The sequence below is a fragment of the Halobacteriovorax sp. JY17 genome (assembly GCF_002753895.1).
GTDB lineage: Bacteria > Bdellovibrionota > Bacteriovoracia > Bacteriovoracales > Bacteriovoracaceae > Halobacteriovorax.
This window is the reverse complement of sequence record NZ_NJER01000002.1, coordinates 22,222-36,373: the sequence shown is the minus strand read 5'-3', so window position 1 is coordinate 36,373 and position 14,152 is coordinate 22,222. Positions and strand designations below refer to the sequence as shown.

Sequence of the window (14,152 nt, the reverse complement as noted above, 5' to 3'; positions counted from 1 at the left end):
TATGCACTAATTCTATATAGTAAGTAACAAGTATGAATAGTGTAAATATATGGGTGAGACCCAAGAAATAGTCAATTGCATTTTGTCTTGCAAACATCATATAAATTGAAACTATAGATGTGATCAAAATTAAAGAGATGAGTAGTATATATGTCATTATTCTCTCACTCTTTTCATCAGGAATATAAAGAGTACAGTGAAACTAATTCCTGCAACAAACATTATATTCACATCATGAAAGTAATCCTGACTCGTCTCTCTTAACGAAAGAATATCTCTTTCTAGAATTTCATCACTAACTCCATTCAAAAGAATTAATACTAAAAGTGTTGAAACAAGTGAGCTTACGATTGGCATCATATTATTTGTTTTATTATTACGTTTTGAGGGTAACACGCGGATGCGTCCCGTTTGAGAAAATTTCACATAACTAAGCGCCATAAAATTCATTAGTGTAATAAAATTCAGATAAAGATCTGCATATTCATATTTCAAGTTATTTAAAAATATAAAGACAATCAAACTTACTAAAAAACTAAATAAAATTTTAAAGTTAGATTTATTTGAAATTATCATTGAGAAGTTTGCAATAATAAAAACGATGACAATTAAGAAAGTAATCATAAGCTTCCTTTCGCAAAATGCACGAGAAGTATATTAAATAAAATCAGAACTGCTAATGGGAGCAAGTTCTTTTTCCTTACGTCCACAATAGATGGTAAAAATCTTATTAGCAGTCTTGTCCCAACTGTTATTACTCCAAACTTAATTAGAAACGATAGAAAAGAGTTTAAAAAAGCTAATTCTTTAAATCCTATTAAGTTTATATCAATGACTCCCCCCATAACTGACCTAAGAAAGAAGCAGGCCATATAAATATAGAGCAAATTATTACTTAAAAAATCAAATAAACGGTCAAGGGTATTATATCTTAAAGCGACAGATGATTTTATTATTCTTGTATAAAGAGCAATCAGAATATAGAACATAGGAATTAAGATCAAAGGAAACTCTAATATTGTCCAATTACTTAAGTAAAGGCCACTCGGTAGCCAGAATATATTTTTTTCAAGTATGAGGTTTGAACTTAATTTTAAAGCTCCAATTAAAGAAAGAGTAATCACTATTACTAGTGGAAGTGTAGAGACTTCATTTATCTCATTCTTTTTCTTGGTTTTTAAAAAAAATAAAAACTCGCAGACTATTACGAAAGTGATTATGTAAGTTAAATCAAAAAGAAAAATATCACTCCCATAAAGCATATTTCCAATCGTTTTAATTGAAAGGTAAAAAAGTATATTAAATCTTATTAAAGAAAGTGTGAGAGAGAAAATAGAAGTGTTTAAGAAGCTTATCTTAAAGGTCCTAACTATTCTAAAGTTCCTTAGCGATTCCTTATAAGTATCCAAAGCCTCGTGTCTAAGAGCTTTATCAATAAATCCTATCATCACAGTAAACAATAAGATCATAAATGTTGTGGCCACAACAGGAGCGAACCCATTACTTATACTATCCAAACTAGCTCTTCCGTGACAGTGGTTCCATTAGTAAAACTACAACTAATGATAGAATAAAAGGTACTATTAATAAAAGGTTTTCCCTTGTAAAAAGCTCGCCCAACTCCCAACCTCTTATGATCAGAGTTAAAATAAAAATTGATAAAATACTAAGTGAGATTTGCAAGGTTGTTCTGAGGTTTAAAACAGAGCTGGTTACGAATTGCTTCGCGCTATCTGTTTGAAAGTCTTTTTTCTGTGTTTTAATAAAAAAGGCCCAAACAATTAAGAAAATGCTTAGACCTGATGAAATAATTATAAATATATTGAAGTTTAGACCTTCCATTATTGGATAAAGATCTTAGCTCCATTAGCAACATGAATGATACTTTCCCAGAATACACCGAGTAAGACGACTGGAACAGTTAGTACTGCAATAGCGACTTGATTAGAAAAAACAAATCCTCCAATCTTCTCATCACTCTCGCTCTGCTTAAATACCATTAATCTTACAATCTTAAGATAGTAGTATAGAGCTACAACAGAATTTAATCCCGCTATGATTGCTAAAACATAGAAGTTCTTATCAATTAAAGCATTAAAAATATTAAACTTTGCTACGAATCCACTAAATGGAGGAATTCCAGCAAGTGAGAACATTGTGATAATCATAAAAATGGCCATTAATGGGTGCTTAAAAATAAGGCCATTAAATCTTTCAAAATGATCATTTCCATATTCGTCTTGAACAAAAGATGTAATAAAGAAAGCAACAAGAGTCATAAATAGGTAAGTGATACCGTAGAACAGAATTCCTGTAACTCCAATTTCAGTCAAGCAAACGACACCCATCATCATCATACCTGCATGACTAATTGATGAGTAAGCTAACATTCTTTTAACTGATCTTTGCCCAATTGCTGAAACATTTCCAACTGTCATTGTTAGAGCTGCGATTACACTTAAAGTTCCCACCCAAGTCATCTGAAGAGCTGTTGTCTCCCCACCAAAGAACGCCATAGTAACTCTAACTAATACTGCAATTCCTGCAATCTTAGGCACTATGGAGAAGAAAGTTGTGACAGGAAGAGGCGAACCTTCGTAGACATCTGGAGCCCACATATGAAATGGAACACAAGCAATCTTGTATCCGATACCTGCGAAGAACATTAAGAACGACGGCATTAGGATAGCTATTTGCATTGTATCTAAGGTCTGTAACTTAGCAATCATACCTGTAAATTGGATTGTTCCAACAACACCAAAGATATGACTTAAACCAAAGAGCATAATCCCTGCTGAAATTCCGCCATATAGTGAATATTTAAGTCCTGCTTCAGATGATCTATCATCGTTCTTTTTTAAAGATGCAAGAACATAAGAAAGAATTGAAAGAGTTTCAATTCCTATATACAGCATAAGCATATTATTAGCAGAAGCTAAGAGCATTCCACCAATTAAAACACCAATTGATATAATAACAAATTCACCTTTTAGCTCGCTGTAAATATCACTTGATCTACGACTTAGATAAGTTGCTCCAGCTGTTCCGATCACCATAATGATTTTAGCTAGAGTACTAAAAGGATCAATAGTCAGAGAATTTGTAAATATTCCACCTGGAGCATCTCCAAGAGAACCAACAAGTTGAGCCAACGAAAGGATTAAACCTATATAGGCTGTAGCATAAAGGTAGCCTTTCTTGCTTCCTTTATCATTTTCGCCATAAGTAGACTCAACAAACAGAAGGCCAATCATTGTTACAACCAGAACAATCTCTGGGATAAATCGACCTATACTTGCTAAATAATTTAAAAGCATTTCTTCACCTTTTTACTGATAATTCGCCAATAAAGTAACTAGAGAATTAACTGAAGCTTTCATGATGTCCAAAATTGGTGATGGCCAAATTCCAAAAAGAATTACAGCAATACAAAGTGGCAGCATATAGAAAATTTCTCTCGCATTCATATCTGTATATGATTTACATTCTTCAACAACTTCTCCAAAGAACATTCTCTTGAACATCCACAGTAGGTAAGCTGCACCAATAAGAAGACCTAGAAGTGCTAGAACAGTCATTGTTGTAAATTTCTGATAAATTCCAAAGAAGATTAATGCTTCTGAAATAAATCCTGACAATCCTGGAAGACCCATGGCCGCGAACATTCCGATAATAAATACAATCGAAAATGTTGGCATCTGAGTATAAAGACCACCAAAACCTTTAGATCCATCTGGTCTAACAATCCATCTATGGTGAGATCTTTCATAAAGAACACCAATTAGAAGGAACATCATTGCTGCAGAAGTACCGTGGTTAAACATCTGAAGAACTGCACCGTTAAGACCCTGAGAAGTCATTGCGGCCATACCAATCATCACAAATCCCATGTGAGATACTGAAGAGTATGCGATAAGCTTCTTAACATCTGTTTGTGCCATTGCACAGAAAGCACCATAGATAATATTTATTAATCCAAGAATTGCTATGAAGTTAGAAAAGTAAACTGCTGCACCTGGAAAAATAGGGAAGGCAATTCTTAAGAAACCGTATGTACCCATTTTAAGTAGAACACCTGCCAGAATTACTGAAATTGCTGTTGGTGCCTGAACGTGAGCATGTGGTAGCCACGTGTGGAATGGAAATACTGGAACCTTAATTGCAAAACCAATGAACATAAACATGAAGAATAGTTTATCAAATGCTACTTCTGTTCCAAATAGGCTTACTTTCATTTTAATAAATTCATCAGCACTGGCCTTAAGAGCAAGTAGATCAAATGAGTCTACTCCTTTTCCAGTTGCGTGATAAAGAGCAACCATACCAACAAGCATTAGGATTGAACCAAAGAATGTATAAAGAAAAAACTTAACAGCGGCATACTCTCTGTTCTCTCCACCCCAAATACCGATTAAGAAGAACATTGGAATTAGCATTACTTCCCAGTAAACATAGAATAAGAAAAAATCTAAGGAGAAGAACACTCCGTAAATAGTACTTTGTAAGAAGAGAATTAAAGCAAAGTATCCTTTAATTTGTTTCTTAACTGTCCATGAACTTAGAATACAAATAAATAGTATAACTGAAGTTAGAAGTATCATTGGAAGTGAAATTCCATCTACACCGAGGTGATAGAAAATATTGAATTGCTTAATCCAAGGAATTTTTACTGTAAATGCTTCTTGCATACCTGCGATAGAATTATCAAATCCCATCCAAAGCTTAGCAGTAAGAACCATTGTTATAGCAGTATTTGCTAGGGCCCAAAATCTAATCGCGTTTTCTTTTGCTTTAGGAATAAGTAATACACCTAGAGCACCAAGCATCGGCATCCAAAGAATCCAGTTTAATAAATTCGACGTTCCACTCACCGTCAACTCCTCTTTATATAGAAAATAATTTTTATAATGCTAATATGTAACCAGCTAAAACAACAATAATCATAATGAAATAGAACTGAATCTTTCCAGATTGTAATGTTCTTAAAACAACATTAAACAATCTTACACTCGCTCCTGTTCCATCAACCGCAATCGTATCAACCCAAAGGTCATCAAACCATTTCGAAAATGTGTAAAGGCCTCTATTTACAGTTACCCATCCATCAACGATGAAACGGTCATAAATCCCCATATCTAACCAAGCTAGGAAGTTATTCAAAGGTAGTAACCCTTTCTGAATAATTCCTTTAATATAAAGGTCATCCATATAGTATTTATTTTGAAGTGCTCTGTACCAACCAGAAAAAGTTGATACCCACCAACCTGGATTCCAAGACTTTCTGATATACATCATATACGCAATGAATACACCACTAAAAGCAATGATGATTGATACTATCGCGCCTATATGATGTATATGATGAACATGATGTGCTTCCTCTTCAGTCATTCCATGATCTGGATCATAATGAGAATGAGTAGGAGCAACTTTTTCACGAGTATCAGTACTTGCCCATGCTTCTCTCTTATAAGCTGAAAACTTCGATACATCTGGCTTCGCAACAAGAGTTGAGAACCATTCTAATTTCCCTTCAGGAGAAGCCACTTTGATTAATTTTTGACCTGTTAAAGATCCTGAAAACCAAACACCCAATGTAAATACAGCAAGTATTAAAAGTGGAAGGTTTCTATTCCATGAGAATTTCTCTTCATGAGTATGATCATACAGATCCTTATCTCTTGGTTCTCCGTGAAATGCTAAGAACATCATTCTACACATATAAAATGCTGTTAGAAGTGCTCCACCAAAACCTAGAAGAGCTGGAACAATCATTGCCTTATTTTCAAGGGCCATAATTAGAGCATCACCTAAAATTCTATCTTTTGATACAAATCCTGAGAAGAAAGGGATCCCTGCAATCGCAAGAGTACAACACCACATAGCAAACCAAGTAAATTTCATCTTATGTCTAAGACCACCCATTCTTGGCATTTCTTGAACATGCTCATGAGTATGGTGATCGTGTAATGAATGAATTACTGAACCTGCGCTTAGGAATAAACATGCCTTAAAGATAGCGTGAGTAATCAAGTGCATGAAAGCTGCATTATAAGATCCAACACCAACACCAAGAACCATATACCCAAGTTGAGAAATTGTTGAATATGCAAGTACTGCCTTAAAATCTGTTTGAACGAGTGCAATTGTCGCCGCACCAAAAGCTGTAATCCCACCGATATAAGCAACTAAAGTAGTAAGCCCACCCAAGTCTAATATTGGATAAATTCTAAGTGATAAGTAAACACCACCAGCAACCATTGTTGCCGCGTGAATTAGAGCAGAACAAGGAGTAGGCCCATTCATCGCGTCTGGAAGCCAAACTTGAAGTGGGAACTGAGCTGATTTACCGATTGTTCCCATGAAAATTGCAAGACCTGCAAACGTAGCCAATGGAATACCAAGGGCTGTATGAGTTGCAAATGATCCGTCAGCTATAGAAGCATAAATATCTACGAATCCCACAGAACCAATATTTGTCCAGATAGCTAGAATACCGAGTAAGAAAAATACATCCCCAACCCTTGTTGTCATGAAAGCTTTTACATTTGCGTCTCCAGCTTTTTCTTTTTCATAATAGTGACCAATTAAGCTATATGAGCAAAATCCCATTAATTCCCAAAAGATAAATACTGAAAAGAGGTTGTCCGAAAGAACTAGCCCTAGCATTGCTGAAGTAAAAAGAGACATATACGTAAAGAACCTTCCGTTTCTTCCGTAGTTCATGTCATCTTTCATATAATAAGTAGAAAAAATATGAATGAGTGTTGCAACAACAGTTACCATTAAAAGCATAACAGCTGTCATATTATCTATATAGACACCCATATCTACATTAAATTTTAAACCTGCTCCATTCAGATCAAACCAAGTAAATACTTTATGTACATAGTGATCGGTGGAGTAATTACCAAAAATAAAGTCTTTAAAAATTCTAATTGCCCAAATCGACGATAAAGCAATTGCAGCACAACTAATGAATACTGCGACTTTTGTTGCTTTACGCGCTATGAATGCATTGATAGCAAACGCGATGAACGGAAATAAGACAATCGGTGCAATAGTTGAAATAGTATAATCCATTTAATCAACCTTCCTAATTAGCTTTGTAATTGAGTAGCATCATCAATATGGATACTTTCTCTAATTTGATAGAATCTAATAACAATTGCTAATCCAACAGCTGCTTCAGCCGCTGCAATAACAATGATGAACAATGACATAATGTGACCATCAAGATTGTTATTTATAAATCTTGTATAGGCCGCAAAATTTAATGCTGCAGCATTAAGAATCAATTCAATACCTAGTAAAATTGCAATCACGTTCTTTCTTGCAATCATCACTGTAATACCAGCGAGAAAGAGAATTAGTGAAACAACTAAGAATGATGGAAGTGATACCATTATTGTTTCCTTGGTCTAGAAATTACCGCAGCTCCAACAAGAGCACCAAGCAGTAATACTGATGAAATTTCAAATGCTAAAATATGATCTGTTAAAAGTAGAACTCCAATCTTCTCAACTGAAGATGTAAAAGCAGGAAGCTCCCCTTGAACATGCTTAGTCATTCCTGCAATGATTTTAAAAGTTGCAGAACCTAAAACTAGAGCAGATAGAGTACCTATAATGAAAGTTCTAACTGTTCCCATAGAAGGAATTTTATTTATTCCGAACTTATTAACTGCTTCGCTATGTCCACCTGTTAGCATTACTGCGAAAAGCATTAAGATAACAACTCCACCAGCATAAACAACCATCTGAGTTGCAGCTAAGAAATCCGCTCCAAGAGTTGCGTATAAACCAGCTACACCAAAAAGACTTGCTAATAAATATACACAAGCGTGCATAATGTTTTTACTTGCTACCACACCATATGCTCCAGCAAGAGCTAATAGGGCAGATAGAATGAACATGATATTAATAAACATGCTAAAGTCCTCTTTAATATTTTAGTGACCACCGCCAGCACTCAAGGAGTGAAGCCATGTAGTAAATAATTCGTATACAGATTGACCTTCAAAAGCCCACATCCAAGTAGCAATTGCAATTAAGTTAAAAATACAAATTGGTGTTAAGTACTTCCAACAAAGTGCTACTAGCTGATCGATTCTAAGTCTTGGTAATGTCCATCTAACCCAGATAACAACGTAGTAAAGAGCAAATGTCTTTGTAAAAAATGAACCAATTTGAAGCATTTGACCAATACCGTTGCTTACAATTTTAGGCGCCCCAGTAATTTCAGAAATTAAAACCCCATTGCCTAAATCAAATGGAACCTTGTAACCACCAAGGTAAAGAGCTGCTGCAACACCGCAAACAACGAATACTTCTACATATTCTGCTAATGCGAAAAACGAGAAGGCCATACCTGAATATTCTGTATGATAACCAGAAACAAGCTCTGATTCCGCTTCGGGTAAATCAAAAGGAGCTCTATTTGTTTCAGCTAAGATACCAATAAAGAAAATGAAGAACCCAATAAAAGTAAAAGGGTTATGAAAAATATACCATTGGTGTGGAAGTCCGCCTTGACCTTCAACTAACGTTGTCATTGAAAGACCACCGGCCATTACAACGATAGAAAGAATACAAAGAGTTACTGGAACTTCGTAAGAAATAATTTGAGCTGCACCTCTCATTCCACCAAGCATTGCCCACTTAGAATTTGAAGAATAACCACCAAGAAAAATTCCAACTCCTACAAGCGATGAAACACCAAGAATGTAGAAGATACCAATATTTAAATCTGAAAGAATAAATCCACTAGAGAACGGAACTACTGCCAGAGTTGCAAATACTCCAACCATACAAAGTAGAGGTGCAATCAAGAAGAGAAATCTATCTGATTGTGTTGGAATAATAACTTCTTTAAGCACAAGCTTTACACCATCCGCAAGAAACTGAAGAATCCCAAATGGTCCAACTCTATTTGGTCCATGTCTCATTTGAAGATCCGCTGAAATTTTTCTTTCTGCGTATGTTCCTAAACCACCAATTACAGCGCAAACATTTACAACTATAAAACAAGCAAAACCATAAATTAGAAATGCATAAAATGACGTCGCCTCAAAGCCTAAATTATCTGCAAAAAAACTAACGATACTGCTATTCATTTAGTTAACCTCTTTCTTTTCTGCTTCAGGTGTTTGATAACTTCTTACCCAGTCCAGATCGCCTTTTTTCCAGCAATAAACAACACCTTCAATTAAGATAGAAATGAATAATAGTAAACTGGCCAGAACCACTGTTCCTTCACCCATTTCATTAAACTTCTTAAAGACAACAGCGACTGGAAACATAAGTGCACCTTCAACATCAAAGATGATAAAGATAAGTGCGATTACATAGAATCGAATGTTAAAGTTGGACCAAGCAGTTCCTACGGCCTCTTCACCACATTCATATGCGGATAACTTGAGATCATTAGGATTGTTAGGTCTTACTAAAATACCTACTACTAAAACTCCGACTACCATAATGACGGCAAAGGCCACGAGGATTAGTACAGGCATGTAGACGTCTAGATTGAATGACGACATTCATTGCTCCATTTTAAATACTTTTTCGGTCCTAAAAGAATACATGATACTTAACATGTTGGAAACATTTTGAAATCTTTTTTTTACGCACTTACCTTCTACTTTATCGTCACCCTAAAAAACATAGCTGCGCGTAAAAACTAAAATCATCGAGGCTTCATCATCAAAACTTGGAACTTTTTCGGCCCTGTGTTATTAAAGATGGCTTAACAAGGCGAATAATATGATTTTTGAATCGGTCATCACAAAAATTAACTCTTGGCACAATTCTAATACGGATAATCTACACATAACAGGATTAAACAGTGCGCAATTTTCATTCATAATTAATGAATGTGAAAAAGACATGGATTTTGTAAAGAAAAATAGTTTTGTCTTTATTTGTGACTCAATCGATCAAGCTGAGAATCTACATGAAAGCTTCAAGGCCTCAAGGATTACTAAGAAATTACTTTTCTTTCCTGGCCATGATTTGAGTCCGTACTCAGAAGCTGTAAGCTCACAACGTGCTCTTTTTGAAAGGTTTAAAGTTTTAAGTTTTTTAACTTCCATTAAAGAAAATGAAACCTTTATTCTAATTTCAACGTTCGAATCTTTCTCTCTTCGTATTCCTCCTAGAGAGTTCTTTAAAGAACAAAATTTTAAAATAGAAGTTTCCGACATCATTCCCCCAAGCGAACTTGCGGCTAAGCTCGTCTCTCTTGGCTATAGTTCTTCACCAAGTATTGAAGAGCCAGGAACCTTTTCCTCCAAGGGAGAAATTTTTGATATCTATACTGTTGATTCAACACCTTTAAGAATTCATTACTTTGACGATATGATTGAAGAGATTTTTCTAATTGATCTAGAGACTCAAAAGTCAAAGAAAGAAAGTAAGCTAGAATTTATAAATATAACTCCAACTCCTCAAATATTTGGAATGCAAGACTCTTTTGCTCACAAGCTCAGAGAAAATATTCCTATGCCAAGTACCGCGCAAAAGAACCGCTTTAGCAAGAGAAAGGAAATTTTTTCTTCACTATCAGATAACTACTTATTTGATAATTACGCTGCCTTTGCTCCACTTTTCTTTGAAGAGAGCGAAGTTCTTCTCGATTATCTTCCTACCAATTCTATCAAAGTTCTTTTTAATGACGTTGAGTTTTCGAGGGCCTATAGCGAATTCTTTGAGCAACTAAGAATTGAATTTGAACTTGAATGGCAAAACCTAGATAATGATAATTTACTTCCAGAGCCAATCAAACTTTATGACACATTATTAGAGAAGACTCTGGAGAAAACTCCACATATTTCTATAGACGATTTAAATTTTGCCAATGTAATTCGTGACGATTTAAAGAATACAATTGAGCTCAAAGTTCTTCCATCTACAGGATATCTCAATCAGTCAATTAACCCCTCTTTGAATAAGCCTGAATACACAAAAGCTATGTTTGAGTTCTTGATTAATGAATTTAGATCAAGTGGTGAAATTTATTTTTCATATGAACATGATAATTCTAAGAATGAATTCTTTCACTTAATGGAAGTATTCAAACTCGATCCAAATTTAAAAAAGAGATTTCATTTTACGAAATCAAAACTATCGCAAGGCTTTTTCTACGAAAGAGAGAAAACTCTTATTCTATCTGAAGCTGATATTTTCAGTACGAAGCTTAGAAAGACAAAGACAATTAAGAAAGTTAGTGTTGACGTTTTTGCAGAACAGTTAGCAACCCTTAAAAAGGGTGATTATGTCATACATAATGAACATGGTGTCGGAGTTTATGAAGGTTTAGAATCACTTGATATTGGTGGCTCGATGTCTGACTATATTGTTTTAATTTATAAAGGTAACGATAAGGTTTACGTTCCTGTTTATAAAATGAATCAGATTCAAAAACACGCTGATGGAAATGCTACCGTCACAACAGATAGTCTTCGAACAAATAAATTTGCTACTTTAAAATCAAAAGCGAGAAATTCAGCAAAGAAGCTTGCTTTTGATTTATTAAAGCTTCAGGCCGAAAGACAATCCTCAGCAGGCTATGCTTTTAGCCCTCCAGAACAGGAGTACAGAGACTTTGAGATGGCCTTTCCATTTCAAGAAACTCCTGATCAGTCAAATGCGATTAATGAAGTTATTGAATCGATGCAAAAACCAATTGCCATGGATCATCTAGTATGTGGCGATGTTGGTTTTGGAAAAACGGAAGTTGCAATGAGAGCTGCCTTTAAAGCAGTTCTAGATAGAAAACAGGTTTGTATACTTGTTCCAACAACCGTTCTAGCTCTTCAACATTATAATTCTTTTGTAAAAAGGTTTAATAAATTTCCTGTCGAGATTGAATTTCTTTCTCGCTTCAAATCTCCTAAACAAACTAAAGAAGTATTGGAAAAGCTACAAGATGGTAAAATTGATATCTTAATTGGTACTCATAAATTACTAAGCTCAACTGTAAAATATAAGGATCTAGGACTAGTCATTGTTGATGAAGAACAACGCTTTGGAGTTGGACATAAAGAAAAGTTAAAACTTTTAAAAGCGAACGTAGACTTTCTAACTCTGACTGCGACACCAATTCCTAGAACTCTTCAATTATCTTTTCTTGGAATTAGGGAAATGTCACTTATTCAAACGGCTCCACCAAGAAGACAAAGTATTAAGTCTTATCTCATTAAGGAAGATGACCTCACTCTACAAACAGCGATTAAGAAAGAGCTAAATAGGGGAGGGCAAGTTTTCATTGTTCACAATAAAGTAAGCGATATAGATCATTTTTCAAATTATATTCAAGAACTCGTTCCCGAAGCAAAGATTGTATATGCTCACGGACAAATGTCTGAAAAAGAACTCGAGCAAAAAATGAGTGCTTTCTATAATGGTACTTATCAAATACTAATTTCTACAACAATCATTGAATCAGGAATTGATATTCCCAATGCAAATACAATGATTATTGATAGGGCCGATAATTATGGACTTGCTCAACTTCATCAACTAAGAGGAAGAATTGGAAGATCAGACAAGAAGGCCTACGCTTATTTTGTTATTCCAAAGCATAAGCCAATATCAGAAATTGCTCAGAGAAGATTGAAGGCACTGCAAACATACGCTGATATGGGATCGGGGTTTAATATTGCCACTTGCGATTTAGAAATTAGAGGCGCTGGAGATATTCTAGGGGCAGAGCAATCTGGTCAAATCGATAATGTTGGTCTTGAGCTTTATATGCAACTTCTTAAAGAGGCCATTCAAGAGCTTCGTGGTGAAAAGAAATTAATTAAACAAGATGTCGAAGTTAAAACTCCTTTTCCAAGTTATATTCCTGCTAATTATATTAAAGATTCAAGCGAGAGACTTAAGCAATACAAGAGGCTTTCAAACTGCGATGAACTTGAAACCCTCTTTGATATAAAAGATGAATTTGTAGATGTTTACGGAGCAATACCTGAGGAATTAGAGAATCTATTCACTACATTAGAAGTTAGAATGACTCTCATTGATGCATCTCTAAAAACAATACAAGTTGGCGGAAGATTGGCCACCCTAAGTTTTGATAAAAAGTATGTTGAGGAAAATACTGAGCTTAGAAATCGTATGCTCGACTTCTTCTTATCAAGGCCTAGAACTTATCAGCTAACACCAGACTTTAAAGTCATTTACACGCATAAAAGCGAACTAACTCAGAGTGATTTCCTCAAGTTTTCTAAAGAATTAGCTGAGAAAATTCTTCCCCGTTGATGTTTTTTCCACAGTTTATCTTTTTTTTTGATAAACTATTAAGGAATAATAACCATTTAGGGAATTGCGATATGCTAAGAAAAACACTCGCTTTAACTTCTGTACTATTACTATCAACTGCAACACTAGGTGCGAAAGACCCAATTGTGGCAACAGTTGATGGGGTCGGTATTAAGAAATCAGAACTTGAAAAAACTTACCAAGAAAACTTAATGTTTGTTTCAGACAAGAGAGTTACAAGGGAAAAAGTTTTAAACGATATTATAAATCGTAATCTTGGAATCAAAAGAGCTAAGAAAGGTAATCTTGATAAAGATCCAATCGTTAAGCAAAAGATGGAAGATATTATGTACCATGCTCAAATCTCAAAGGATTTAGAGCCAAGACTCAAGAAAATTGTTGTAACTGACACTGATGTGGATAAGTACTATAAAGATCACCAAGAATATAGAACAGCTCATATTCTTTTTAGAGTTAGAACAAATCCAGAAAAAGAAGAAAATGAAGCGGCCCTTAACCAGGCCCTTAAGGTTTATAATACTTTAAAAACTAAGCCTGACCTCTTTTCTGAACTTGCCAATAAATTTTCTCAAAGTAGTACTGCTCCAAATGGGGGAGATATGGGATTCCAGCCAGCGATTAGATTGGCTCCCGAATACTTTAATGCTATTAAAGGAAAGAGCGACAATTTCATCACTCCTCCAGTAAAAACTCAATTTGGTTACCACATTATTAAGGTAATGGCGGTTAAGAGCGTAAAAAGTATAAATAATGCCCTTTATAAGAAAATTGTCTATGACCAAAAGCGTGACGCTATACTAGATAATTACTTCAGAGAGTTGCGCGCAAAATCAAATGTTAAAATAAACGAAGAATACCTTAAATAA

General features: G+C 34.9%; 10 protein-coding genes. 2 read left to right on the top strand and 8 right to left on the bottom strand.

Annotated elements, in window-relative coordinates; translation table 11 throughout:
- Nucleotides 1–156: 156 nt before the first annotated feature.
- The 8 genes from CES88_RS08510 to CES88_RS08475 form a co-directional block, all read right to left on the bottom strand.
- On the bottom strand, nt 157–360 hold the full coding sequence (locus CES88_RS08510; RefSeq protein WP_290733360.1) for a hypothetical protein: 204 nt from the start codon (nt 358–360) through the stop codon (nt 157–159).
- Nucleotides 361–1,841: 1,481 nt separating this feature from the next.
- On the bottom strand, nt 1,842–3,317 hold the full coding sequence (locus CES88_RS08505; protein WP_290733359.1) for an NADH-quinone oxidoreductase subunit N: 1,476 nt from the start codon (nt 3,315–3,317) through the stop codon (nt 1,842–1,844).
- A 12-nt stretch (nt 3,318–3,329) separates the two neighbouring features.
- Complete coding sequence (locus CES88_RS08500) at nt 3,330–4,871, bottom strand: NADH-quinone oxidoreductase subunit M (RefSeq protein ID WP_290733357.1); 1,542 nt, start codon at nt 4,869–4,871, stop codon at nt 3,330–3,332.
- Between the two features lie 31 nt (nt 4,872–4,902).
- Nucleotides 4,903–7,083, bottom strand: a complete 2,181-nt coding sequence (gene nuoL / locus CES88_RS08495; protein ID WP_290733355.1) for an NADH-quinone oxidoreductase subunit L — start codon at nt 7,081–7,083, stop codon at nt 4,903–4,905.
- A 17-nt stretch (nt 7,084–7,100) separates the two neighbouring features.
- The gene (gene nuoK, locus CES88_RS08490; RefSeq protein WP_290733353.1) at nt 7,101–7,406 is read right to left on the bottom strand and encodes an NADH-quinone oxidoreductase subunit NuoK; all 306 of its coding nucleotides are present in this window, start codon (nt 7,404–7,406) and stop codon (nt 7,101–7,103) included.
- On the bottom strand, nt 7,406–7,930 hold the full coding sequence (locus CES88_RS08485; protein WP_290733351.1) for an NADH-quinone oxidoreductase subunit J: 525 nt from the start codon (nt 7,928–7,930) through the stop codon (nt 7,406–7,408). Before CES88_RS08485 ends, nuoK begins: the two co-directional genes overlap by 1 nt.
- Nucleotides 7,931–7,951: 21 nt before the next feature.
- Nucleotides 7,952–9,115: an NADH-quinone oxidoreductase subunit NuoH gene (gene nuoH / locus CES88_RS08480; protein WP_290733350.1), complete on the bottom strand. Its 1,164-nt coding sequence runs from the start codon at nt 9,113–9,115 to the stop codon at nt 7,952–7,954.
- Nucleotides 9,116–9,541 carry an NADH-quinone oxidoreductase subunit A gene (locus CES88_RS08475; protein WP_290733349.1) on the bottom strand — a complete coding sequence of 142 codons (426 nt, stop codon included), beginning with the start codon at nt 9,539–9,541 and terminating at the stop codon, nt 9,116–9,118. It abuts the gene before it with no gap.
- 223 nt (nt 9,542–9,764) lie between these two features.
- Here CES88_RS08475 and mfd point away from each other — a divergent pair, with 223 nt between their 5' ends.
- Together mfd and CES88_RS08465 are read left to right on the top strand one after the other, a co-directional pair.
- Nucleotides 9,765–13,265, top strand: a complete 3,501-nt coding sequence (gene mfd / locus CES88_RS08470; protein WP_290733347.1) for a transcription-repair coupling factor — start codon at nt 9,765–9,767, stop codon at nt 13,263–13,265.
- 71 nt (nt 13,266–13,336) lie between these two features.
- Nucleotides 13,337–14,152, top strand: coding sequence for a peptidylprolyl isomerase (locus tag CES88_RS08465; RefSeq protein ID WP_290733345.1), 816 nt, complete (start codon nt 13,337–13,339; stop codon nt 14,150–14,152).

What these genes read in the sequence shown, in the direction of transcription:
- CES88_RS08510 (WP_290733360.1), bottom strand. Translation starts at nt 360, where the DNA reads ATGATGCCAATCGTAAGCTCACTTGTTTCAACACTTTTAGTATTAATT.
- nuoK (WP_290733353.1), bottom strand. Translation starts at nt 7,406, where the DNA reads ATGGTATCACTTCCATCATTCTTAGTTGTTTCACTAATTCTCTTTCTC.
- CES88_RS08475 (WP_290733349.1), bottom strand. Translation starts at nt 9,541, where the DNA reads ATGTCGTCATTCAATCTAGACGTCTACATGCCTGTACTAATCCTCGTG.
- mfd (WP_290733347.1), top strand. Translation starts at nt 9,765, where the DNA reads ATGATTTTTGAATCGGTCATCACAAAAATTAACTCTTGGCACAATTCT.
- CES88_RS08485 (WP_290733351.1), bottom strand. Translation starts at nt 7,930, where the DNA reads ATGTTTATTAATATCATGTTCATTCTATCTGCCCTATTAGCTCTTGCT.
- nuoL (WP_290733355.1), bottom strand. Translation starts at nt 7,083, where the DNA reads ATGGATTATACTATTTCAACTATTGCACCGATTGTCTTATTTCCGTTC.
- nuoH (WP_290733350.1), bottom strand. Translation starts at nt 9,115, where the DNA reads ATGAATAGCAGTATCGTTAGTTTTTTTGCAGATAATTTAGGCTTTGAG.
- CES88_RS08505 (WP_290733359.1), bottom strand. Translation starts at nt 3,317, where the DNA reads ATGCTTTTAAATTATTTAGCAAGTATAGGTCGATTTATCCCAGAGATT.
- CES88_RS08465 (WP_290733345.1), top strand. Translation starts at nt 13,337, where the DNA reads ATGCTAAGAAAAACACTCGCTTTAACTTCTGTACTATTACTATCAACT.